The sequence below is a fragment of the Synergistaceae bacterium genome (assembly GCA_017443945.1).
Taxonomy (GTDB): domain Bacteria; phylum Synergistota; class Synergistia; order Synergistales; family Aminobacteriaceae; genus JAFUXM01.
In genome coordinates this window covers 1-25,320 of record JAFSXS010000101.1, presented here as the reverse complement: position 1 = coordinate 25,320, position 25,320 = coordinate 1, and the positions used below count along the sequence as shown (strand labels likewise).

Sequence of the window (25,320 nt, the reverse complement as noted above, 5' to 3'; positions counted from 1 at the left end):
GAGAATACATTTTTGAAATTGAAGCGGTGGCGAGGAATAGCAACCAGATATGCTAAAAAGGCCTCCTCATATATGGCATCGGTACAGATAGCCTGCCTGATTCTCTGGCTTCAAATTCTTATTTGACGACACTACCTAGATAATATTTTCAAGGGAACGACTTATAATGACTCTGTATTTGAGCGCGAAAATGTGAACGCTATTCAAGATAATATTTATACTAAGCAAATTAAGGGCGTTGATGTCCCATTTATTAAGTGCCTTATACGAGATAAAGAGATTCGCATAACTCCTGAAGAGGCAGTCAGGCAATTATTTATTTACAAGCTCATTCACGAATATAAATATAAACGCGAAAATATAAAGCTCGAACATGCTATAAATTTCGGCCGTGAAGTAAAACGCGCTGACATTGTTATATTTGACCCATTACACCCAGAGTCAGAATATATTATTGTCGAGGTCAAGAAGCCCAAATTATTAGACGGTAAGGGACAGCTAAAATCTTACTGCAATGCAACCGGAGCATTAATCGGAGTCTGGACTAACGGGCAGCAAATTATTTCATATAGACGTGAAGAGCCTAATATTTTTGTTGAGTTACCCGGCTTCCCTAGAGCTGATCAGAAATTACGCGATATTCTGACAGAAAGATTTTATATTAAAGACTTGGCCGCAAAAGATAAACTCGCAGCTAATAAGAGATCCCTCAAGGCATTAATTCAAGAAATGGAAGACGAAGTATTAGCTAATGCAGGAGTTGACGCGTTCGAGGAAGTTTTCAAGCTCATTTACACGAAATTATATGACGAAATGCAAAGCACTAGAGACGAAACCCGCGCGCTTGAATTCAGAAATTACGGCGACACTGACAACGCACTCAAGCAAAATATTCAAGAATTATTTAAGAAAGCTCAAGCAAAATGGCCGGGTGTATTTTCTAAAGACGAAAAAATTTCTTTGACTCCCTCGCATTTGTCCGTGTGTGTTGCGTCATTGCAGGAAGTAAAATTATTTAACTCAAATCTTGACGTAATCGATGACGCTTTTGAATATCTCATGAATAAATCTCAAAAAGGTGAGAAGGGACAATTTTTTACTCCACGTTATATTATAGATATGTGCGTTAGAATGCTTAATCCCAGCGAGTCAGAAAGCATGATAGACACTGCGGCGGGGTCTTGCGGATTTCCTGTTCATACTATGTTCTATGTTTGGCGGAAGATTTACGCGCAAAAAAATTTACCTCCCAGCAATTTATTTACTGCCGAGAAAAAATTACCCGAATGCGAAGACTATGTGCGGGAAAAAGTTTTTGCTATAGATTTTGACGAGAAAGCAGTTAGAGTCGCACGGACTCTGAATCTCATAGCAGGCGACGGACGAACTAATGTATTACATTTAAACACTCTTGATTATATGCACTGGGACGACGTTACGAATAATAAAGCGTGGCAAAAAATTTATTATGAGGGCTGGCTGCGTTTTACTGATTTTGCGGAGACTGAAGAAAGCTATAAAAATTTTAATTTCGATATAGTAATGGCAAATCCGCCTTTTGCCGGAGATATTCAGCAGCATAATATAATCGCAAATTATGAACTCGGCAAAAATTCTAAAGGCAAATATCAATCTAAAGTCGGACGCGATATTTTATTTATTGAACGTAATTTGTCATTTCTCAAGCCGGGCGGACGTATGGCAATTATTTTACCTCAAGGCAGATTTAATAACTCAAGCGATAAATATATTCGTGATTTCATTGCTGAAAGATGTAGAATTCTTGCTGTTATCGGTCTTCATGGGAACGTGTTTAAGCCTCATACAGGTACAAAAACTTCTGTTTTACTAGTTCAGAAATGGGACGATGATTTATGCCCGCGCCGTGATGATTACCCGATTTTTTTCGCGACTATGCAGAAACCCAGCAAGGATAACTCAGGCGAGAAGATTTACAGGAAGGACGAGAACGGAAATTTTATTCTTGACTCGCATAATCACTTGATTGTAGATCACGATTTATTTAATCACGAGGGACTCACTCAAGACGGCATTGCAGAGGCTTTTATTGAATTCGCTAAACGGGAGAATTTGAGTTTTTTTCTTGAGGCCCATTCGTCTTTTAATGAAGCAAAATATCAGGCTTTGATGAGTGGGCTTGACTCTCAAGAAGTTATGTTAAGTGCGTTAGAAAATGGCTTTACACTGGGAGCGGAGTATTACGGAAAAAAATATATCGAAGCTGCTCGAATTGTTGAAAGTTGTAGCAATATAAAATCGCTCGGAGAAATTTCACGACTTATTACAGATGGAGATCACGGTTCGCGTGAATATTATGATTCCGGCGTTCCTTGCTTCTTGAGTGAAACTATAGAAGAGGGATATATTGATAATGATAAAATCAGATACATATCATATGCAAAACATGCAACGCTAAACAGGTCTGTACTTCGTCCGGGCGATGTTATTGTAACAAAGACAGGAGTTTATTTTGGAAAAAGTGCTGTTATGCCTGTAAATATCCCAGAAGCTAACATGAGTGCAGATGTAGGAAAAATAACGCTAAAAAAAGGTTATAATCCCTATTTTGTATCAGCATTCTTAAATTGTAAGTACGGTTATTATCAGTTACGCAGGCGGGGCATTAAAGCAACTAGGCCAAGAATTATACTCGCAGAATTTCAAGATATATTAATTCCTAAATTATCAGACGAATTTGACTCGCTCATCGAAAAAATTACACGCAAGGGCATTAATACTCGCGCGGAATCCGTTGCAGCATACACACAAGCACAAGAAATCTTACAGCAAGAATTAAATTTTCCATTGCCGGCTCAATCGCAAAATATCACGACAAAATTATTTTCTTTCACGAACTCAGCAGGACGGCTTGATGCGGAGTACTTTATGCCGAAATATGATTATTTGCTTGAAAATTTGCCCGACTCGTTGACAGTAAAAGAATCTTGTAAGATTCACAATGAAAATTTTAATCCCGCCTCATTAACAGAATATAAATATATCGAGTTAGCTGATGTTGGCACATTCGGCAATATAACGGGGGCGGCCATTGCAAACGGTGCAGAACTCCCGACAAGAGCGCGGCGAATCGTTCATACAGGCCAAGTGATAGTCTCATCAATTGAGGGGTCAATACAGAAATGTGCGATTATCACGGGCGAATATGACGGTGCTTTATGTTCGACGGGATTCTATGTGCTTGACTCGGACTCATATAATCCTGAAACGTTGTTATTATTATTTAAATCTGAACTCGTTCAGAATCTTTTAAAGCGTAGCTGCTCCGGTACGATTTTATCTGCAATTTCTGATGACGGATTCAAAAATGTTAGATTGCCTTGTGTAAGTTATGACACCCAGCAAAAAATTTCAAGTCTTGTGCAGAAATCTTTTACTCTTAGGCGCGAGTCCGAGAATTTAATAAATTTTGCCGTGAAATCCGTAGAACTTGCTATAGAATCCGGCGAGTCTGACGCGATTAAATATATTTCTGCTAAAATTCAGAATAATATACGTGAAGGGAGTAAAGTTTTTTATGAATGAGTCTATACACAAAGTTAGAGAATCTCTTGACAATCTCGGAGCCTCTGACATTGAGATAAAAATTTCAGACAGCACTATTTTTACAGTTGATGACGCAGCAAACGCAATCGGAGTAACGCCCGGCGAAATCCTGAAAAGTTTAATATTTGTGCTTGACAAGACTCAGCCCTGTTTAGTCTTAATGAGCGGTGCAAATAAAGTCGATTCAAAACTTGCTGCTTTATCACTGGGAGGCAGACGAGGCCGCATGATGAGTCCCGATGAAGTATTTTCACGTTACGGCTTTCATGTCGGAGGAGTCCCCCCGCTCGGTTATCCTGAAAAATTGCCCGCTGTCTTGGATGACGATTTATTTAATTACAAAATTGTCTGGAGTGCCGCAGGAACTGATCACGCTTTCTTCCCCGTTGAGCCTGAAAGATTGTTAGCTTTGACTCAGGGAATACGCGCGAAAATAAAGAAGGATTAATTTATGATGGATAAACACAAAGAAAATCAGGAAATTTTTGAGTCTTGGCCGATCCCTAAGGCACTCGCTGAATTAGCACTCCCGATGATATTCGGACAATTAATTATATTGATTTATAATTTAGCTGACACTTTTTATATAGGCCGCACAAATAATCCCTTAATGGTCGCAGGGGTCTCGCTTTTACTGCCAGTGTTTAATATTTCGATAACATTTGCTAATTTATTCGGAGTCGGAGGCGGTACGTTAATATCTCGCTTAATGGGAGCAGGCCGGCACGATGAAGCTAAATCGGTGAGTTCATTTTGTTTTTACATGACAATTTTGACGGCGGGAATTTATGCGGGACTTGTATATATTTTCATGAGAAGTATATTAGAATTATTAGGCGCGAGTCCTGACACTATGATATTTGCCGAGCAGTACACTTTTTGCGTTATAGTAATCGGAGCGATACCGACAATTTTAGGAATGACTCTAGCTAATTTTCTGCGTTCAACAGGTTATGCAAAACAAGCCGGATTCGGTGTCTCAATGGGCGGAATTATAAATATATTTCTTGACCCTTTATTTATGTTCGTCTTGCTGCCGTCTGGTTATGAAGTCTTAGGCGCGGGAATTGCTACAATGCTTTCAAATTTGATAATATGCTTGTATTTCTTAGTTGTAATATTCAGGCTCAAGAATAGTATTTTGTCGCTTGCTGTAAAAAATTTTCGTGCTTCAGTGCAAAATATCAAGTCAATTTTTTATGTCGGAGTCCCTGCCGCAATCGCAGTAACTTTATTTGACGTAACTTATATTATAATCGATAAATTAATGTCGCTTTATGGTGATATTCCTTTAGCAGCCGTAGGAATCGTATTAAAAGCTGAAAGATTGCCGTTAAACGTGGGAATCGGTCTATGTATGGGAATGATGCCCCTTGCTGCTTATAATTATTCGTCGGGGAATTTCAAGAGAATGCGCGAGGCCGTTAATTTTTCGCGTTTAGTCGGACTTGTTATAGGCTTTGTTAGTGTTATATTATATGAAATTTTTGCGGCTGACATCATGAAAATTTTTATAGATGATTCAAGAACTGTAGAATTAGGCACACATTTTTTGCGAGCGAGGACTCTTGCTACACCGTTTATGTTTATATGTTTTCACTTAGTGAATTTCTTTCAGGCTGTAGGAATGGGAGACCGTGCGCTGATTCTCGGCTCTGCTAGGTGGGTTATATTTAACATTCCGTTATTGTTCGTGCTAAATTATTTTTTCGGCATGTATGGAATAGTATGGACTCAAGTTTTAGCGGACGTGTTAATGACTCTAGTGTCAATTATAGTTTATGAAAGATTCATAGCGCAGTATAAATTATAGTGAGAGAGGCAATTTTTACAGCTACATTTACAGCTACAAAAAGTGTTTATTATTTCAGTAATAGCAATGATTTACAAAGCTAAAAAATTTTGTATATGTGCAATATTTTTTTGCGGGTTCGTGATAAAAAATTTGCTGTGAATTCTCGTGATATATTAAGAAAAAATTATCTCGCTGCAGTTCTCGGAAAATTAACGGGAGCTGCATATTTTACAGCTACATTTACAGCTACAAAAAATGTTAATAATTTAAGTATTAGCAATGACTCTCACAGCTATAAATAATAAATTTTTTGCATAATAACCCGCGCTATATTCTCGTGAAAATATCAAAAAATGGCGTGCCCTGCAAAATTTTCCGTAAATATTTTATTAATAGCAAATGGCAGTTATACCAGTCTTCAAAATATTGCCGCTCGACATTGCGAAAACCGAAATGTTTTAATCCCAGCCAGACTATTTTTGCATATGATTCAAGCAAGGAAAATAAAATCACTGTAATTTCTTCGGATATTTTGCCGGAGCGATCTCTGATCATAACTGTTTGATTATCATTATTAACAGCAGCGTATGAATTTATTTCTGAAGGCTCAAGATGTGATTTTCCTGACAAATAACCGTATAATTCCCCTAATCTTTTATCATTGAGCAAAGTCTTTAAATGATTTATATTATGTTGAACGCGATTTTTCTTGATATTATCTATATTTTTTTCTTGCAATAAATACGCTGCCCAGCCTAATTGTTCGAGAATCATGCGGAACACCGGGTTAACTTCTAGGAAAAATCCATTATTAAGCAATATAACCGCAGCTTTAAATGATGTATATAATCTCGTCATAGCTAACGTAAATAATTGCTCTGTAGTCTTTGAGAGTTCATCATCATGAATATTATTATCCCATTCGTGATAATTTTTCGCTATTTGTGATGTCATGTAAGAGTCTTCAATTATGAAATTTCTGACTTGTTCGTGTGAGCTTGTGCTTTTGTCGTCTGATACGTCATCTAAATTTCTTGTCGCAAGTATATCTTCAAATAAAATTTTATTGTCTCGTTCGTGATATGCAATAACAGCTGATAAAATATAAGATCTCAATAACGGCCCGGCATTCAAATCTAATGCATAATGAACGCCTTCATATTCGTATGGGATCATTGATGATATTGCGTCTTTATTCTTATACATTTTATTTTCTAAATCAGCCTTAAAATCTCTGTGCATAATGAAAACTCCCAGACTCATAAATATAAAACTTGCTATAAATTTAATCGGGTGTTATTCTTGCAAAAAAATTTATAATAATCAAGAAGGCAGGTATATATTTTTGTTCAAGATTAATGATAGAGAATTCGACAGCCCGGTTACTATTCAGGACGCATTAAAGGCACTGGGACTCGACAGCAAGAAAGTTATCGCAGGAAAATTTAACGATGATTTATTAGACTTAACGCGCGAAATAAATTCTTCCGGCAAACTTGAAGCAATCACCGGCGAATCTCCTGAAGGACTCGAAATTTTACGGCACAGCACAGCGCATTTAATGGCTCAGGCGATATTAAGACTTTATCCGGGGACTCATTTCGGAGTCGGCCCTGCTATTAAAGACGGCTTTTATTATGATGTTGATGTTGCAGGCACTATCACAGAAGAAGATTTGCCTAAAATTGAGTCAGAAATGCGCAAAATTTCCGGAGCCGGCGAAAAAGTTACACGCGAGGACATGACAAAAGACGCTGCATTAAAATTTTTCGCAAATGATCCATACAAGACCGAATTAATTTCAGAAATCGAATCAGATACAGTCTCAATATATAAACAGGGCGAATATGCTGATTTATGCAGAGGGCCTCACGTTCCTGACGCTGGGAAGATTCATAATTTCAAGTTGTTATCAATTGCGGGGGCTTATTGGCGGGGCAGCGAAAAAAATAAAATGCTCACCAGAATTTACGGCACAGCTTTTGACAAGCCCGACGAGTTAAAAGCATATCTCAAGCAATTAGAAGAGGCAAAATTACGCGATCACAGAAAACTCGGCAAAGATTTAGATTTATTCAGCTTACACGAAGAAGGCCCCGGATTCCCCTTCTTTCACCCTAAGGGAATGGCCATAATGAACACTTTAATAGATTTCTGGCGGCGCGAACATAACAAGCGGGGCTACACGGAAATAAAGACTCCTCAAATTTTAGACCGCGATTTATGGATTCGTTCGGGACACTGGGATCATTATAGAGAAAATATGTATTTCACCGAGATTGACGAGAAGCCATATGCTATTAAGCCTATGAACTGCCCCGGAAGTATTCTAGTTTATAAGACTCAATTAAGAAGTTATAGAGATTTGCCGATGAGATTAACAGAACTCGGCTGCGTTCACAGACATGAAAGAAGCGGAGTCCTTCATGGGCTTATGAGAGTCCGCTGTTTCACTCAGGACGATGCACACACTTATATAACTCCCGAACAGATTAAAGACGAAGTTACTCAAATTATGGAACTCGATAAATATTTCTATAATGACGTATTCGGATTTAAATATTTCGTTGAGCTTTCTACGAGGCCTGAGGACTCAATGGGAACTGATGAGCAGTGGGAGGCCGCAGAGAATGCTTTACGTGACGCACTTGAGAGCACTAATACACCGTATACTATTAATCCCGGCGACGGAGCTTTTTACGGGCCGAAAATAGATTTTCATTTAGAGGACTGTATCGGCAGGACTTGGCAGTGCGGAACGATTCAATTAGATTTCCAAATGCCCGGACGTTTTGGAGTAACTTATATCGGTGAAGATGGAGCAGAACACACACCCGTAATGATTCATAGAGTCGTATTCGGAAGTGTTGAGCGTTTCATGGGTATATTAATCGAACATTACGCCGGAGCATTCCCGTATTGGCTCGCACCCGTTCAAATTAAAATTGTCCCGATTGCTAAGGATCATCTTGATTATTCGCACGAACTCAAGAAAATTTTTGACGGCCTTAATATCCGCGCTGAAATTGACGAACGAGACGAGAAATTAGGGCGCAAGATTCGTGATGCCCAGATTCAAAAAGTGCCTTATATGCTCGTTATAGGCGATAAGGAACGCGATAATAAAACGCTCGGAGTAAGAAAGCGCACAGAAGGCGATTTAGGAAGCATGACTCTTGACGAATTCAAGGCGTTACTTGATAAAGAGTTCAGCCCGATAAAGTAAGAAATATAATAATAAAGACTCCCAGTTAAGACCGGGAGTCTATTTTTTTGCACAAAAATTTTTATAGCGGAGTTACTCCGAGTACTATGCAAATCACGATTGATAAAATACTGATTCCCCAGATCCACGGAAGCGAGTATTTAATGTGTTCGCCTATATCGATTTCAAGAAGTCCGAGTCCTAAATATGCAGCAGGAGATAACGGGGAGATCATGACTCCGACATTCTCAGCAACTAATAAGACACATGCGACGTCCATAGGATTCACTCCGAACTGTGAGGCAATTCCTACAACAACCGGCAATAATCCGAAATAGAATGAGTCCGTCCCTAAGCACATAATTAACGGTACTGCAAAACATGCTACTATGAAATGAGTATAACGGCCAAGATCCGGCGGAATTACTGTAACAACTGCGCTTGCCATTGCGTTTAACATGCCTGTGCCGCTTAATACTCCGGTGAAGATTCCAGCAGCAAATAAAGTTACGACCATTGACATAGCAGCCACGCCGTAATTCTTTAATTTCGCGTTCTGTTCCTTGAGTACTCTAATATTAAACGGTAATGAGACAGCAAGTGCAAGCATAAATACATATGCAGGATTGAAGCTCCCGAACATTAAAGCCGCGATTACTGCAACAACAAGAATGAAATTAAAATATTGCAGCCATGTAGGAACTGTAGATTTTTTCTCGTCTGTCTTTGTCTCAACTTCTGAGTCGTCCGCTGTGAGTCCCAGTTTCTTGATTCGTCTCTTCTGAATGCCGCTCAAGATAAACGCCGTCAAGAATGTAATTACAAGCATTGCTCCCTGAACCGGTAATAATCTGTGCCATAAAATATTCGGGTCAGTCTCTAAAACTGTAGCAGCTCTTATTGTCGGGCCTCCCCATGGGCAGACGTTCATAACTCCTATTGCTACACAGATTAACAGCATTAAAGCTCGATTATCCATTTTTAATTTCTTAAACATGGGAAGCATTGCCGTAATCGTAATTATAAATGTCGTCGCTCCTGAACCGTCAAGATGTCCGATAATTCCCACTGCGGCAGTGGCAAGCATTACAAGTGTTACATTTGTGCCTGCTTTCTTGATCAAGAAATTAACTATTGGATCAAAAACTCCCTGATCGCTCATTAACGAGAAAAACGAAATCGAGAATACAAATAATGATACAGTCGACACCATTTTTGAAATTCCTGAGGCCGCAAATTTATTCACTGCGAATGGGTCAAAGCCTGCTATAAGTGCCGCAATCGTGGGCAGTAAAATAAATGCGACGGGCGGAATTACTATTTTACGGATTAAGCATATTATAAGAATCAATACCATCACAAAGCCTATTACAGCAAGTTTTGTAGAAGGTGCAGCCGCTTTCTTGGCCGGAGTCTTTGGCTTCAACATGTCTGTAAAAGTCTTATACTCATCATCCATAATTTTTTGATATTCGGCTGTGTTAGCAAATCCCGGTCTGTCATTATAGCCGCCGTTCTCTAAGAAAGTCTGCCAAGTTTGAGTCTTTGCCGCGTCCTCAATAGCCTTAGCAAGTGCCGCTATAGCCTCAGGAGGAGTCCCCTTTTTCGCAAAAATTCCGCGTTCAGGCCCTAAGAATGATTTAATGCCGAGTTCTCCCGCTGATTCTACATTTGGATAACGCGACATTCTTTTTTCTGACAGGACTAATAAAGGTGTAATATCTCCTGCTGAAATAAGCTCGGCGATTTCGTCCGTTCCAGTCATCATTAAATCAATTTGTCCCTCTTTTAGTGCCGCGTTCATTCCTGCACCTGAAGGATAATTTACTTCGAGAAGACTCAAGCCCTCAATCGCCTGTCTTAATGAAATGCCGTCAACTCCTGTGCTTGTCAGCATTCCCACTGTTATGCTTGCAGGGTGGCTCTTCACAAATTCGCGCAATTCCGAGAAATTATTATAGCCTCGTTCTTCCATTGTCTTACGTGAGGCCGCAATAACGTTAATTGCGTTAACAAGTCTTGCTACCGGGACAAATTCATCTTTGAACTTGAACGACATACCGCCCTGAATGTCCATGATAAATAAACTTTGAGTCCCTATCATGAAAGTATAGCCGTCTGCAGCCTGCCCGCGAGTATAAGCCGCTCCATTTGCCCCGCCGTTGCCTGTGAAATTAACGACGTTGACATCAATCCCTGAAGACTCTTTCAGTGCCGCAGCAAGTGCCCTCAATGTCGAGTCAGCTCCGCCGCCTTCTCCCCATGGACATACAATTGTGATAGGCTTGTCAAATTTCCATGCTGACGAGTCGCTTTCAGCCGCGAATATTACCGACGTACACAAGGAAATTGCAAGTAATGCAGTGAGTAAAGCAAAAATAAATTTTTTCACGTGAATTTTACCTCCCATATATAATATAAAAATTTTATTTCTTGAGTGAAAATATTATATCTGAATTCATGCAAGATGACATTATATTTTTACTGGAAATTTTTTATTAGCTCAATTATACGCAGCAAATATTATAAAATTTATCGGCTCGCACTTGTCGTGTAGTTGCGCCCGCCCGCCCGCCATAATTTTTTAGCTCGCACTGATATTTTTTTGTGTATAGCTGTAAATCGCTGTTAGTCAGTCTAATCAAGCATTAAATATAATTTCTTGTGCTTATAGATTCCCGTCCGCCCGTCTAACTGATAAAATTTTTTGCTGTGATATATACTATTTTGCTAAGATTTTCACATTATAAATGATATACTATTCAGAAATTTTTTATATTATATTTAATAGGAGTGACTCGAGTTGCAAAAAAAATTAAATGTCGGCATTCTCGGAGCTACAGGAATGGTCGGGCAGCGTTTTATTCAAATTCTCCATAATCATCCATGGTTTAACATTGAAGTAATTGCTGCATCACCTAACAGCAAGGGCAAAACCTACGAGGAAGCCATGAAAGGACGCTGGCTGCTCAATGAGACTATACCCGAAGAAGTTAAAAAAATGACTCTCGATGATGTTAATGACGTTAAGGGAATCAGTGAACGAGTTGATTTTGTCTTCAGTGCTGTGAACATGACTAAGGACGAAATTAAGGCCATTGAAGAGACTTACGCGAAAACAGAGACTCCGGTCGTATCGAATAACAGCGCGCATAGATGGACTCCCGATGTTCCTATGATAATACCGGAAATTAACCCGGAACACGCAGAAGTCATAAAATTTCAGCGCAAGAGACTCGGCACTTCACGGGGATTTATAGCAGTAAAGCCTAATTGCTCGATTCAGAGTTATGCACCTGCTTTTGCTGCGTGGCGAGAGTTTGAACCCTATGAGTCAATCGTAACGACTTATCAGGCAATTTCAGGAGCAGGCAAAAATTTTAACACTTGGCCGGAAATGGTAGGAAATATTATTCCCTATATAGGCGGAGAAGAAGAGAAGAGCGAGAAGGAGCCTTTACGCATATTCGGGAAGATTCAAGATGGAGTCATAGTCCCGGCAAGCGAGCCCGTTATTTCTGCTCAGTGCGTAAGAGTCCCCGTTTTATATGGACATACTGCGGCGGCATTCGTGAAATTCAAGAAAGCACCTCCCAGCAAAGAAATCTTAATCGAGAAGCTAAATAATTTCAGGAGTCTGCCTCAAGAACTCGGATTACCCTGTGCACCTGAACACTTTATAAAATATTTAGAAGAAGATAACCGGCCTCAAGTCGTACTTGATGTAAATTACGGGAATGGTATGGGCGTAACAATAGGAAGACTCAGACCTGATAATATTTATGACTGGAAATTTATCGGGCTGTCTCACAACACTTTACGAGGCGCAGCGGGCGGTGCTGTTGAATGCGCGGAATTATTGACAGCACAGAAATATATCGAGGCTAAATAACATGATAAATATAGCGATTTTAGGATTTGGCACAATAGGGAGCGGAGTCGCTGAAGTAATCGAGAAAAACTATAACGAAATTAAAAACGTTCTCGGTGATACTATTCACGTGAAATATATTCTTGATATTCGAGACATTCCCGGAGCAGTCAATGACATAAATATAATCGTAAATGATCCTGACATAAAAGTAATTTGCGAGACTATGGGCGGGAAGGAACCGGCTTATACTTATACGCATTTGGCACTTGAGCGGGGGATCTCTGTATGTTCGTCAAATAAGGAACTCGTTGACGCACACGGAGTCGAATTAAGCGTAATAGCCCGTGAACATAACTGTTCATATTTATTTGAAGCAAGCGTCGGGGGCGGAATTCCCATTATTAGGCCGTTGCGGGAGTCATGCGGTCATGAAAAAATTACGAGAATCGCGGGAATCCTTAACGGGACTTGCAATTATATTTTAACGAACATGAGGGCCGGCAAAACTTTTGACGAGGCACTGAAGGAAGCTCAAGACAACGGATTTGCGGAACGTAACCCCGCAGCGGACATTGAAGGCCATGATACAGCGCGTAAAATTGCGATTCTTGCGTCCCTTGTGTCAGGTCAAAAATTTTCATATGAACAAGTAAATTGCACCGGCATAACTGATGTAACTTTACAGGATATTATTGACGCAGAAAACGAGAATGCGACAATTAAGTTACTCGGCGTATATGATTCCGAGGGGCCGTATTTGACAGTTGCGCCGTATATAATCCCTCAAACAAGCCCGCTTTATAGTGTCAACAGCGTATTTAACGGGATAATGATTCACGGGACTATTGTAGACGATTTAATGTTTTATGGACGTGGAGCAGGCAAATTACCTACAGCAAGCGCAGTTGTCTCTGATGTTATAGAGTGCGCAAAAAATATCGGACGCAACATAAATAATAATTTCGCTGATCTCAAGCCCGCAGAAGTGAAATCACAAGAGCCGCCAGAGTCAAAATTTAGATACTTGGAGTAATTGATTTCATGAAAAAAGTAGTCAAATTCGGCGGAAGTTCATTAGCTGACTCTAAACAGTTCGAGAAAGTAAAAAATATAATTCTTGCTGATGATTCAAGAGTCTATGTTGTTCCTTCTGCACCCGGTAAAAGAAATAGCAGCGACATAAAAATAACTGACCTGCTTTATAAGTGTTACAAGCTCGCAAAAGAAGGGAAAAATTTTTCTGACTCGTTCGCAATTATTCAAGAAAGATATAACGAAATTATACGGGGCCTAAATTTAAATCTTGACTTGAGCGAAGAGTTTAGCAAAATTGAAGTCAAATTACTGAATGAACCTGAGCGAGATTATACGGCTTCACGGGGCGAATATTTGAACGGGCTTATAATGGCGAATTATTTAGGCTTTGAATTCGTTGACCCGGCCGAAGTAATTTTCTTTGACAACTCCGGAAATTTTGAGCCTGACAAGACAAATGCGGCCTTGAGTAAGAGACTCGAGTCAATTTCTCACGCAGTAATACCGGGATTTTACGGAATAAACGAGGCAGGAAATATCACAACTTTTTCACGGGGCGGCTCAGATATAACCGGCTCAATTGTTGCGCGTTCGTGCCGTGCTGCTGTATATGAGAACTGGACGGACGTTTCAGGCTTGTTAATGGCAGATCCCAAAGTCGTAAATAATCCCGCTGTCATGAAAAATATAACGTATAGAGAATTGCGCGAACTTTCTTATATGGGAGCAAGTGTAATGCACGAAGATGCTATATTCCCAGTAAAGAAGGCGGGAATACCCATAAATATACGCAACACGAATCAGCCCGATGACCCCGGCACTTGGATTGTAGCGAACACTGCGAGACGGTCAAAATATATGATTACTGGAATCGCAGGACGTAAAGATTTCTGCTCGATAATTATAGCCAAAGATTTAATGCATTCTCAATCAGATTTTTATCGCAAGGTCGTGCAATGCTTTGAAGAAAATAATATACCGCCCGAGCACTTGCCTTCAGGAATTGACACAATGACAGTTATCGTTCAGGAGTCAAAATTTATCGAGCATGAACAGGAAGTATTAAGGCGAATTGCAAAATTTGTTGAGCCTGATTCCCTTGAAGTCGAGTCGGGAATAGCTTTAATTGCAGTAGTCGGCCGCAGCATGAAAGCTCAAACAGGAACAGCAGCTAAAATTTTTCAGGCTCTGGCAGAAGAAAGAATTAACGTCCGAATGATTGATCAGGGAGCTTCAGAATTAAATATTATTGTCGGAGTCCTAAATGAAGATTTCGAACGGGCAATCAGGGCAATTTATAGCAAGTTCGTTAATTAGCGCAAAATAAAAGAATTCCCCCCGGCTTTGATTGAGTCAGAGGGGAATATTTTTTTAACGTTTTCTAGTGATTACAAAGCCGCTCACTAATAACAAAGCAAGTGCGATCATTCCTGAATTACAGCCGCCGCCTCCGCTGCCTCCGCCGCTGACTGGGACAAACGGTAAATCATTATCATCAGAATTTACAGGATTTACAGGACTCGGAGTCGGTGTTATGTCGTCTGAGTCTCTTGTGCCGGGATTCTCGCCAGCCGCATCCACGAAAAATTCAAGCTGCCAATTTCCGTCAACATTTCCGTCGCCGATTAAGATATAAGGCACTCTGTCATCCCTGAAGACTTCAATATAAGCCGTCTTGTTAGTATTTATGCTAGTTGCGTCTGCTATTAATACAATGAAATCAAGATATAAATCATTGCTTGAGATAAACGCATTAAAGCATTCTGACGCGGTTATTGCCGAGCTGTTAACATTTGCGCCCTTGTTGTTAATTGCCGTGAATAAATTTGTGTCCTGTTCACGAGTCGCCGCCGAACGTACCCAGATAGCCGCAAAACTTGAGAATCTATTAAATAATTCCGATGAAGTCATTGCGCTATTTAGAGAGTCCCAGCGATTCACGAGTAATGAACTCTGACGCGAAATTTTCAGCCTGACTGCTACGGGCTGAACTGCTATATTATTAGGCGTGTAGACATCCAAAGACGCGGGAATATCTCCCGACATATCACTATAATCCGGCACTACTGAATGATCATAGCTTACCATTTCTTCGGGGACTGCCTTATTAATTGCAAACGGAGTAACTGCGCTCGCTCTTATATAAGTCTCTGCCGGAGTAACTGCGCTTATTTCCGGACTAATCATGACGGGCGGGACTCCCATTAAATTTGTGAGTTCGTAAATTGTCTCGTCATTGTTTTGAGTTACATCGGCAAATTGCATATTGAATCCCTGAAGTCCTACGCTTCCGCCCTGAGTGTTAATTGTGATTCGTGAAGATTGCGGGGTCATTCCTGAAACTCGTTTATATTGCAGCCTTAAATCTTTAGGAGTCGTATTTGCGTATTCGTATAATCTGTAAGACTCGCTTGTGTCATTGCCTGTATTTAATGGGAAGTGATTGCTATAAACAGTAACGAGTCCGGGTGCTATTTGGCTGTGAGCGTCGAGCATGAAATAAGCCGGTAAAGTTCCGTATAAATCGGGCGTTAAATCATATTCCCAGTGGTCAGGAATAATATAATTTGTGCCTGAATACGGATATAATTCGTATCTTGTGCCTGTCCTGTTAGTAATCTTTGTCTCGATCTTATAATCTGAAGACGCGGAATTATAAGGAGTCATTGTAAAGAAAGTCCCTAAATTCCGGGTTGTGCTTGTTTGAGCGTCCCACGTAAATTTTTGACGGCTTGCAAGATCCCCGCTTTGATTGTAAATAGTCATGTCGAATATTAGGGGATTCTCTGACGCATTCCCGTTTGAAACGTTTGCTATTACCATAGGAATCGGGGAGGCCTCGCGATAATTGCTGTAACCCGTTGCGAGATTTGCGCGCTGTCTGAAAGTTATATAGCCCAGTGTGCTGCCGTAAGATTCTGCGTTGTCGCTCCTGACATTTACATTTACTGAATGATATTCGCCGGGATTTGTTAGAGTCTCTTGAGATGGATTAATTGATACGTTGTAATTATCGCCGAAATTAATTTCTATATTTTCATAGACGCTCCGAATATCGCACAAATATTTTATATATGATGAGCTGTAATCATCTTCAAGAGTATATGCGGTTTGCCCGTTAGAATCTAAAATTTTCGTGTCATTGCTTATAACATATACAAGCGTGTTGCTTGAGTCGTAAACATTATCGCCTGACACAGTATAAGCTCTGTTGCCGTCAGTGTCTCGGATTATCGAGTAATTATCGCCCGACGCTGAATAAGTATAAGTCAAAGGGTAGCTTGCATTAACTCCCGACCCCGTGCGGACGTAAATATCTGCGCTGTTAGTGTTGCTTGAGTTAATTTCTATTATGCAGTAAACAGGCTCATTGATAGGCTCATTGATTGAGTCATATTTATAATTCTGCCACCATCGCATATTTGAGCCCCTGCCCCAGCCGTACCAAAATGGGAAGTGTCTAGCATAAGCATTACCGAAATTGACTTTAAATTCTGCTCGGCCTCCTGTTGTTACGACGCATAAAGACTCTAAAGGGTCAGGGTAAACGTCATAATGAGACGCATAAACTAATCCCCGATCTATCCATGCATTATATGGCTGAGGTTCTTCGGCCAAGACGTAATTAAAACCGTTCACAATGTCAGCAAGACTTGAAAAAGTTATTTCGGGAATTTCTCCGCCCATTGTCCGTCTATACATTCCCGCGTGTGTATCGTCTTCAGGGAAGTAATAATAATAGTGATAATTTTCATAAACTGTAGCGAACCATTGAGGGCCTGCAACTGAGTCACGGCGTGAGGCTCCTGTTATGTCCCTTAACTGGTAAAAGAATCCAATATCAGAATTCCCGTATCTTGAATAAACAAGTGCTAAATCAGTATCATCTAAACGCGGATATAAATGATAGGGATCATAGCTCGCTGCCCATGAAGTCCCGGAAAATACAAGCAATGACGCAAAAATAAAACTCAAAGCGCAAAATTTTTTGAATCTCAAAATAAATCAACTCCTGTAAAAATTTTTATTTAATTCGGAATGCCTATATAACTTACTGCGACATCTCCGCCGAATTCAGGTGATAAGTCAAGAGCCTGCTTCATTCTATGAAATGTTACAGTTTTTGTAGCACGAACAGCCGCGCCCAGTGCCTCGCCCGTATCGCAGTCAAGCCCGGAAGGAATATCAACCGAGACAATATGCACAGCCAGTGAATTAATTGCGTCAATTACTCGTTTATAAATGCCTTCAACGGGACGATTTAAGCCGGTTCCGAAAATAGCATCTATACAAGTTTCGCAGCCTCTCAAAGCGTGTTCGAAGTCCTCAAAATTTTCGTCATTTACTGTGTTAAGAACTTCGGGCGCAAGTTTGCTCATTATGCGTAAATTAGTCTTGAAATCTTCGCTGCCTTTATTAGGATCGCCGACTATATAGACTCTTACGTCTTTGCCGAGTATGCACAAATGCCGGGCGATTGCGAGTCCGTCGCCTCCATTATTGCCGGGTGCACAGACAATTGCGAATACTGCATAATCATGGACTTCACGAATAACGGCGATTGCTGCATTTTCCATTAAGAGAATGCCGGGGATTCCAAAATCTTCAATAGCTCGTCTGTCTGCTTCCCTAGCGTCTTTACGTGTAAATGCTTCCGGCGAGTGTACATCATGATATACTACTTCACGGTGAAATTCGTCGGGGTCATAAAATTCAAGCTCGTTATTAATTTCTATTTCAGGGGGCATATAAAAATTTTCTCTCCTCCGTTAAAAATTTATTAATATTATATTACCAGATAAAATATTTGCCCGAACATGTTATTATTATTTCATGATTACGCTTGAAAATTTTAGGGAATTGCTGGAAAAATTAAATTTTGTGCCTGATTTATGCGAGTCTATATTCACGTATGAATTCAAAACGTGCAGACTTTCAGCGGATTTCACGAGCAAGAAATTAATTTATCCCGAACAGATAAAGGGACGCGAGCATAATAACTCATTCAGCGCAAATGAAAATTTTGTAGTGTTTGAATGTGTATATAATTTGCTGAAAAAAGGGTGGCTGCCTGAAGATATAGAACTTGAGAAATCTTGGCCGCTGGGACGGACTCAGAAGAGCGGGCGCGCTGATATATGCGTATATAATAAGAATAATTCTGATGAGGTCTTAATGATTATCGAGTGCAAGACATGGGGGCGGGAATTTGACAAGGCACTAAACGATATGAAGACGGACGGCGGGCAGTTATTTTCTTACTGGCAGCAAGAGAGCTCGGCAAAATGGCTCGTTCTATACGCGTCGGATATTAGGGACGGGCAAATTATTTATAAATCACCGGCTATAAATTGCACTGACGACAAAAATTTATTGCTGATTAATGACGATAACACGAAATTATACAAGAATTCTCACACTGCGCAGGAAAAATTTAATACTTGGCGGGACACTTATAATTTAGAGATTCATGACGATATAATTTTTTCGGACTCGTCGACTGCTTATAATATAGGCGTGCCACCATTGAGAAAACGGGATTTAACACCGATAAGCGAGGGCGACAGAATTATAAACAAGTTCGAGGAAATTTTGCGGCATAATAACGTCTCTGATAAAGAGAATTCATTTAATAGGTTAATTGCGTTATTTATTTGCAAGTTAGTTGACGAGATTAACAAGGAAAATGACTCAGAGGTCGAATTTCAATACAAGTTCAGAGCCGATGACTACGAAATTTTACAAGATAGATTGCAGCGTCTTTATACTGAAGGAATGCTGAAATTTATGCGTGAAGAAATTACATATATACCGTCAGATTATCCTGATAGAGTATTCAAGCAATATACAGGCCATAACAGGAAAAACGCTATTGAAGATTTAAAAGCTGCCTTCAGAAAATTAAAATTTTACTCAAATAATGATTTTGCGTTTGTTGACGTTCACAATGAAGATTTATTTTACAAGAATGGCAAAATTTTAGTAGAAGTCGTTCAGTTATTCCAGAAATATAGAATCGTTCATGACAAGAAAAATCAATTACTGGGCGATTTATTTGAGCAGTTACTTGATAAAGGATTCAAGCAAAATGAGGGACAATTTTTTACGCCCATGCCGTTGACTCGTTTTATATGGGACTGTTTGCCGCTCAAAAAATTTGACACTTGGCCGAGAGTTATAGATTATGCTTGCGGGGCGGGTCATTTTTTGATTGACGCTATAGAAGCTATAAATCATTTCATTCCCAGCGATAATAATGACTGGGTTCGTGATTCTATATTCGGCATAGAGAAGGATTACAGGCTCGCTCGTGTCTCAAAAGTTTCTCTATTCATGAACGGTGCAGGAGGCGGCAATATAATTTTCGGGGATGGACTCGATAACAACGAACAGATAAAGCCGGACTCATTTGATATTCTCACAGCGAATCCCCCCTATTCTGTAGCAAGTTTCAAGCAGCATTTACAGTTAAAGCAAAATAAATTTTCATTACTTGACTCAATCAGCAATAACGGCTCAGAAATTGAAGTATTATTTATCGAGCGAATTACACAATTATTGAAATCAGGAGGCATAGCAGCTGTAATTTTGCCGTCGAGCATATTAAGCAATGACTCAGCAAGTTATATAGCAGCACGTGAAGAGATCCTAAAAAATTTCATGATCCGCGCAATAGTCAAACTCGGCAGCAAAACTTTCGGAGCAACAGGCACTAACACGGTTATAATGTTTCTTGAAAAGTTTATAGAGCCGCCGGCAAGATTTAAACTCGTTTATGACAGCGTTGACTCAATTTTTGAATCGCGAAATCTCGAAGACTGGGAAGATAATTTTATTTTGTCGGGTTATCTTGATTTACAGAGTTTGACTCTTTCAGACTGGGAATTATTCATAAATGAAAGTCTAAATTTTGACTCACTGCCTGAATACTTCAAAGAATATTTTGACTCATTCAAGGCCAAGCAGGAATTTAACGCGCGAAATTTTTACGACTGGACAAAGAAAATCGAACGCGAGAAAATTTTTTATTACGGACTGACATATAATAATCGCACTCTGATAATAACGGCTCCGAATGATAACGCAGGTCAAAAAGAGTTTTTAGGCTATGACTGGAGCAACAGGAAAGGCGGAGAAGGCATAAAAATTTTTGAGAGGGGCGGCAAATTATATAACGAGTCAGACAGAGAAGCAGCGGGAACACTTGCGCATTTGGTGAGACAGTCATTTAATGACGATCAAGAAATTATAATGACTCAGGATAACGCGAGATTTTCAAGAGTCGTGAAGACGTGCGAAATGTTAGAGTTTTCAAGAGTGAGCTTTAACAAGGGAATGACTTTATCACCTCTGCAAAAAATTGTCGATATGGAAGGAAAAACGACTCTGAAAAAAGTTTTTGATGTTATAACAGAACGAATAGATACAAACCTTCTTACACCGTCGCAATATATTACAACAGAAACAATGCTACAGAATTGTCAAGGAATAACGGAATTTAATGGCATATTACCTAAAGGAAGTGTTTTCAGATTCAAAAAAGGTGATATTCTTCTTTCAAATATACGTCCTTATTTACAAAAAATTTGGCTGGCCGATTTTGATGGTGGCTGCTCTACAAATGTTCATGTTTTCAGAATCAAAGACGAAAAAATTTACAATAACAAATATATTTTTTACATGTTAGCTCGCAAAAATTTCTTTGATTTCGTTATGCTGAATGTGAAGGGCTTAAATATGCCGCAAGGTAAGAGAGAGCATATATTAGATTATGTTATCCCCCTGCCTCCGATAAATATACAGGCTGAAATCGTCAAAGAGTGTGAAGAAATAGACTCGCAAGAATCTAACTCGCGCAAAATAATAGAAGACAGCCGGGCAAAAATTGAGTCGTTATTCCGTGAACTTGCATTAAAAACGGTGCGGATTTCGCTTAATAATGTTGTTGAATCTATCACAAATAGAATAGATACAAGCCTGTTACTTCCTTCTCAATATGTAACAACAGATACAATGCTTCAAAAATGTGAGGGAATAAGACTTTACGAGTCAAAATTACCTGCTGGGAGCGTCATAGAATTTCACAAGGGTGATATATTATTATCAAACATTAGGCCATATCTGAAAAAATTATGGATAGCTGATTTTGACGGCGGATGTTCACCGGATGTATTAGTATTCAGGCGCAAGGGGATTTATTCGGAAGAGTTTATTTATCAAGCTATGAGGCGCGAAGAATTTTTTGATTTTGTAATGCAGGATGTGAGTGGGTTGAAGATGCCGCGCGGTAAACGTGAACACATACTAGATTTTATGATTCCCGCTCCATCTGAAGCAACGCAGCAAAAATTTATTGATGATGTCAGAGAGTTAGAGTCAGCGATAAAAGAATCCCGGCTCAAGATAAAATCTCTATCAGGTCAGAAAGAGTTAATCTTGAAAAAATATCTTGCATAAATAAAAGTTTTGTGATAAATTGCGCGTTATAATATGAATGGAGATAATTTGTTAATGCCGACTATCAGCTTATTTTTCGGAATTATTATAAGAATGTACTGGAGAGATAATGACAGACATAAATTGCCTCACATGCATGCTTATTACAATGAATATGAGGCGGTTTTTACACTTGACGGCGAGATTTTATCAGGAAATTTTCCTGCAAAACAGGCAGCACTTGTAAAGGCTTGGGCATTATTGCATGAAGAAGATTTAAAAGCTAACTGGCAGCTGACTTTAAACGGGGAAGAAACATTCCGTATTGATCCATTGCGCTAATATATTATGAATATGAATATTATAACGGGACGAGAAGAAATGTTACCGCGTGTATCTCATGTAGAAGCACATTCAGATTATGTATTAATAATAACTTTCACTAATGGTGAACGAAAAAAATATGATGCAAAAATATTGTTAGATCTGCCTATGTATAAGAATCTCGCAAAAGTTTTTATGTCAGCACGAGTAGAATTCGGTACAGTTACATGGCCGGGAGATATGGATATAAGCCCCGATACTCTTTATCTTAACAGCACAAAAATATAAACTCTTGCATAAATAAAAGTTTTGTGATAAATTGCGCGTTATGTCTAGTTCGATTAACAGCAAAAACAGAATAGTGGCATTTAATCGCAAGGCCAAGCATGATTATTTTATACTTGACTCTTTTGAGTGCGGTATAGTCTTAACAGGAACAGAAATAAAGAGTGTCCGTGCAGGAAATTTGAATCTTAAAGACTCATATGCCTCAATCGAGAACGGGGAATTATTTTTGTTCGGTGTTCACATATCGCCGTATGAAAAAGGTACGTATTATAATCATGAGCCTGAGAGGACGCGCAAATTATTGATTCATAAGCACGAATTAATAAGACTCCGAAGCAAGACTCGTGAAAAAGGTTTGACTCTTGTGCCTATGAGTATATATATAAAAGAAAATAAGCGCGCAAAAGTTGAAATCGCCTTAGCACGAGGCCGGACTGTTCACGATAAGCGGGACATGATAGCGGACAGAGATGCAAAAAGGAATATGGCGCGGGCTGTGAGAGAGAACGGACGCAGCAGGGACTATGAATAACGCGGGGGCGACAGGTTTCGACAGCGTTAGGAGGGTCTGAAGGAGCAGGTCGGGGGAAGTCTGTAACAACCCGTAAAACTATCGGACAAGAAAATAAACGCAGAAGATAATTTTGCATTAGCGGCCTAGTTGCCAGCTACGCCGAGGGATTGGACAATGCTGCTGGTTCGCCTGAGGTGTCATGAAAAGCAGCTCCCCACCTTGTAGAGAGTCCGGCAAGGTGATAGACCCGTAAGACTCTAGGAACGTTGAAGGGTGTCTTTGACCTGACACGAACGACAATTAACAAAGAATAAGCCTGTAGAGCCGTCATGATTGGCCAACGTTGGACGGGAGTTCGATTCTCCCCGCCTCCATCAGAATAACTCTCGACTTAAATTTTTAAGCGAGTTACAACAATAAATCAGGAAAAATAGGGCATTTCTCGGAAAATTATCGGGAGACGCTTTAATTATTGTGAGTTCTGTTTACGGTGCAGTACTGAAGCAAATAGAAATCACAAAATTTTAATTCAGGGCTTAATCAGGGCTGGAATAGGGCGCAAATAGGGCTGAAATTTTTATTAAAATTTATCATGAATGCTGACAAACACTGTATATTTTCAATAAAGATGGCTGAAGGGCCGAAATTTTTGAATTGTTTTTTATATAGCGATAATAAAAAAGAGCGTCCCGAATTTTTCAAGACACTCTTTTAATTTTATAATTATAAAACAATTATTACTTTTCAGCCCTTCGGCCCTAAAATAACGTTCAGGCAGTAAGTCAAGGTTAGGAGCGTTTTTTGCGTGAATTTTTCAGCCCTAATCCTGCCCTTTTTCGACCCTGTTAAAGCCCTTTCGAGGCAGTTTATATTTTTTAATCAGGCTTTTTCGAGTTGCTTCGCTTTTCATCGCCTCAAATTCTCCAGTATCACTGTTAAACGTCTTGAACCTGAAAATCACTTCGACTTTATTTTCATAGACAGTAACCTTGTCAATGTATGATGTAATAAAATTCCGACATTCCGATAATTTCCTTGTCTTGATAAATTCGCTTGAACGTTCGATAAGCTCTTTAACGATTGCTTCAGAAATTGCGTTTGAGGTATTTTTGTCCTCAATTTCTTTGCGTTGACGTTCTAATAATTTCTTTTCCTCGTCAAGCCTCATCAAATCCGCCTGTGCAATATCGGCTGAAAGTCCTTTATCCATTATAAAGCTGAAAATATTTGAAATTTTGCGCTGATTTTCTTCAAGAGCCTTTTCAATTCGTTTTAATTCGCTGTCCGACTCAGAAGCTATTTTGTTGTTGTACTCGTTAAGCATTGCCGTTAGTTTTTGGATTGAATAGTTCGAGAACAGTTTTTCATAAAGTTCATCAAGTACGTAGTTATCAACGTATTCACGGCGAATTTCTTTATTTTTACAGCCTCGTTTATTAGCACTGCCGTAACAGCGATATGAAGAATAACGGCTTTTATTTCGTCCGCAAATTCTTGTGTTGCCGTACATTCCTTCATCGCACTCACCGCAGACAATTAAACCCGATAACAAATAAATCTCTCTTGCCTTGTACATTCCTGCTTTATCACGATTATTCTTCATTTTGAATTGCACGATGTCAAAAGTCTGCTGGTCGATAATCGCAGGAACTCCACCGTCAATAACAATCCATTCATCTTTAGGTTTTAACGTTGGATTTCTCTTTCCTGAAACGCTTTTTTCGAGCTTCTTATTGAAAATATACTTGCCAGCATACTTTTCATTTTGAAGTATCGAATAAAGGCTGTTTTTGCCGAATAATTTTCCTCGTTTGGTACGATATCCCATGCCGTTTAAGTAGCTTAAAATTTGATTATAGCCTACATCATGAGCGTATTTCTCGAAAATTATTTTTACGATTTTTGCCTCGCTCTCATTGATGACGTATTTGTGTGTTTCAGGGTCAACGTCATAACCGAGTGGAGGAGTACCGCCTAAATGTTTGCAATCGTAGGCACTTTCTTTCATGCCCTTCATAACTTCTCTTGCTAAATTTACGCTGTAATATTGCGCCATGCTTTCAAGCAATCCTTCTAATATCAGACTTTCAGGCGAACCGTCAAGGTTTTCTGATACTGAAATTAGAGTTACGCCGTTCATCTTCAATTTGCGTTTATAAACAACTGAGTCGTATTTGTCTCTTGCAAATCTATCGAGTTTGTGAACAAGCAGGTATTTGAATTTGTGTTCTTCGCTGTCTTTAATCATTCTCTGGAATGCTTCT

17 protein-coding genes and 1 other RNA gene are annotated in these 25,320 nt (G+C 39.5%); 13 read left to right on the top strand and 5 right to left on the bottom strand.

Annotated elements, in window-relative coordinates:
* The 4 genes from IJT21_10480 to IJT21_10465 form a co-directional block, all read left to right on the top strand.
* A partial coding sequence (locus IJT21_10480; protein ID MBQ7578676.1) for a transposase occupies positions 1-126 on the top strand: 126 nt, incomplete at its 5' end.
* A gap of 66 nt (positions 127-192) precedes the next feature.
* Positions 193-3,564, top strand: coding sequence for an N-6 DNA methylase (locus IJT21_10475; GenBank protein MBQ7578675.1), 3,372 nt, complete (start codon positions 193-195; stop codon positions 3,562-3,564).
* Complete coding sequence (locus IJT21_10470) at positions 3,557-4,033, top strand: YbaK/EbsC family protein (protein MBQ7578674.1); 477 nt, start codon at positions 3,557-3,559, stop codon at positions 4,031-4,033. Before IJT21_10475 ends, IJT21_10470 begins: the two co-directional genes overlap by 8 nt.
* A 3-nt stretch (positions 4,034-4,036) precedes the next feature.
* Positions 4,037-5,398: an MATE family efflux transporter gene (locus IJT21_10465; protein MBQ7578673.1), complete on the top strand. Its 1,362-nt coding sequence runs from the start codon at positions 4,037-4,039 to the stop codon at positions 5,396-5,398.
* A gap of 309 nt (positions 5,399-5,707) precedes the next feature.
* On the opposite strand, the gene IJT21_10460 is transcribed toward IJT21_10465, so the two are convergent.
* Positions 5,708-6,622: a hypothetical protein gene (locus tag IJT21_10460; protein ID MBQ7578672.1), complete on the bottom strand. Its 915-nt coding sequence runs from the start codon at positions 6,620-6,622 to the stop codon at positions 5,708-5,710.
* Position 6,623: 1 nt separating this feature from the next.
* Here IJT21_10460 and thrS point away from each other — a divergent pair, with 1 nt between their 5' ends.
* Entirely contained in the window at positions 6,624-8,606 is a 1,983-nt protein-coding gene (gene thrS / locus IJT21_10455) for a threonine--tRNA ligase (protein ID MBQ7578671.1), read from the top strand.
* 61 nt (positions 8,607-8,667) lie between these two features.
* Here thrS and IJT21_10450 read toward each other — a convergent pair whose 3' ends face one another.
* Positions 8,668-10,977: a TRAP transporter large permease subunit gene (locus tag IJT21_10450; GenBank protein ID MBQ7578670.1), complete on the bottom strand. Its 2,310-nt coding sequence runs from the start codon at positions 10,975-10,977 to the stop codon at positions 8,668-8,670.
* Positions 10,978-11,388: 411 nt separating this feature from the next.
* On the opposite strand from IJT21_10450, the gene asd reads away from it, so the two are divergent.
* The 3 genes from asd to IJT21_10435 are packed head-to-tail and all read left to right on the top strand — an operon-like array spanning position 11,389 to position 14,811.
* Positions 11,389-12,477, top strand: coding sequence for an aspartate-semialdehyde dehydrogenase (gene asd, locus IJT21_10445; GenBank protein ID MBQ7578669.1), 1,089 nt, complete (start codon positions 11,389-11,391; stop codon positions 12,475-12,477).
* Between the two features lies 1 nt (position 12,478).
* Positions 12,479-13,492, top strand: coding sequence for a homoserine dehydrogenase (locus tag IJT21_10440; GenBank protein ID MBQ7578668.1), 1,014 nt, complete (start codon positions 12,479-12,481; stop codon positions 13,490-13,492).
* Positions 13,493-13,500: 8 nt separating this feature from the next.
* Positions 13,501-14,811 carry an aspartate kinase gene (locus IJT21_10435; protein ID MBQ7578667.1) on the top strand — a complete coding sequence of 437 codons (1,311 nt, stop codon included), beginning with the start codon at positions 13,501-13,503 and terminating at the stop codon, positions 14,809-14,811.
* A gap of 54 nt (positions 14,812-14,865) precedes the next feature.
* Here IJT21_10435 and IJT21_10430 read toward each other — a convergent pair whose 3' ends face one another.
* Positions 14,866-17,493 (bottom strand): hypothetical protein, encoded by a 2,628-nt coding sequence (locus IJT21_10430; protein MBQ7578666.1) that lies wholly within the window; start codon positions 17,491-17,493, stop codon positions 14,866-14,868.
* 29 nt (positions 17,494-17,522) lie between these two features.
* Positions 17,523-18,242: an NAD(P)H-hydrate epimerase gene (locus IJT21_10425; protein ID MBQ7578665.1), complete on the bottom strand. Its 720-nt coding sequence runs from the start codon at positions 18,240-18,242 to the stop codon at positions 17,523-17,525.
* Positions 18,243-18,327: 85 nt separating this feature from the next.
* Between IJT21_10425 and IJT21_10420 the strand changes: the two genes are divergently transcribed.
* The 5 genes from IJT21_10420 to ssrA all read left to right on the top strand — a co-directional run bounded on the left by IJT21_10420 (position 18,328) and on the right by ssrA (position 23,433).
* Positions 18,328-21,951, top strand: a complete 3,624-nt coding sequence (locus tag IJT21_10420; GenBank protein ID MBQ7578664.1) for an N-6 DNA methylase — start codon at positions 18,328-18,330, stop codon at positions 21,949-21,951.
* A 54-nt stretch (positions 21,952-22,005) separates the two neighbouring features.
* The gene (locus tag IJT21_10415; GenBank protein MBQ7578663.1) at positions 22,006-22,272 is read left to right on the top strand and encodes a DUF4160 domain-containing protein; all 267 of its coding nucleotides are present in this window, start codon (positions 22,006-22,008) and stop codon (positions 22,270-22,272) included.
* A 6-nt stretch (positions 22,273-22,278) separates the two neighbouring features.
* The gene (locus IJT21_10410; protein MBQ7578662.1) at positions 22,279-22,542 is read left to right on the top strand and encodes a DUF2442 domain-containing protein; all 264 of its coding nucleotides are present in this window, start codon (positions 22,279-22,281) and stop codon (positions 22,540-22,542) included.
* Between the two features lie 40 nt (positions 22,543-22,582).
* Entirely contained in the window at positions 22,583-23,074 is a 492-nt protein-coding gene (gene smpB / locus IJT21_10405) for an SsrA-binding protein SmpB (GenBank protein ID MBQ7578661.1), read from the top strand.
* Between the two features lie 3 nt (positions 23,075-23,077).
* Positions 23,078-23,433, top strand: a transfer-messenger RNA (tmRNA) gene (gene ssrA, locus IJT21_10400).
* A gap of 443 nt (positions 23,434-23,876) precedes the next feature.
* Here the strand turns inward: ssrA and IJT21_10395 are convergent.
* Positions 23,877-25,320 (bottom strand): recombinase family protein (locus tag IJT21_10395; GenBank protein ID MBQ7578660.1); only part of this gene is annotated, 1,444 nt, incomplete at its 5' end.

Excerpts from the sequence above, each read along its gene's own strand:
- IJT21_10470 (MBQ7578674.1), top strand. The coding sequence starts at position 3,557 with ATGAATGAGTCTATACACAAAGTTAGAGAATCTCTTGACAATCTCGGA.
- IJT21_10465 (MBQ7578673.1), top strand. The coding sequence starts at position 4,037 with ATGATGGATAAACACAAAGAAAATCAGGAAATTTTTGAGTCTTGGCCG.
- IJT21_10460 (MBQ7578672.1), bottom strand. The coding sequence starts at position 6,622 with ATGCACAGAGATTTTAAGGCTGATTTAGAAAATAAAATGTATAAGAAT.
- thrS (MBQ7578671.1), top strand. The coding sequence starts at position 6,624 with ATGAAAACTCCCAGACTCATAAATATAAAACTTGCTATAAATTTAATC.
- IJT21_10440 (MBQ7578668.1), top strand. The coding sequence starts at position 12,479 with ATGATAAATATAGCGATTTTAGGATTTGGCACAATAGGGAGCGGAGTC.
- IJT21_10435 (MBQ7578667.1), top strand. The coding sequence starts at position 13,501 with ATGAAAAAAGTAGTCAAATTCGGCGGAAGTTCATTAGCTGACTCTAAA.
- IJT21_10425 (MBQ7578665.1), bottom strand. The coding sequence starts at position 18,242 with ATGCCCCCTGAAATAGAAATTAATAACGAGCTTGAATTTTATGACCCC.
- IJT21_10420 (MBQ7578664.1), top strand. The coding sequence starts at position 18,328 with ATGATTACGCTTGAAAATTTTAGGGAATTGCTGGAAAAATTAAATTTT.
- IJT21_10415 (MBQ7578663.1), top strand. The coding sequence starts at position 22,006 with ATGCCGACTATCAGCTTATTTTTCGGAATTATTATAAGAATGTACTGG.
- IJT21_10410 (MBQ7578662.1), top strand. The coding sequence starts at position 22,279 with ATGAATATGAATATTATAACGGGACGAGAAGAAATGTTACCGCGTGTA.
- smpB (MBQ7578661.1), top strand. The coding sequence starts at position 22,583 with ATGTCTAGTTCGATTAACAGCAAAAACAGAATAGTGGCATTTAATCGC.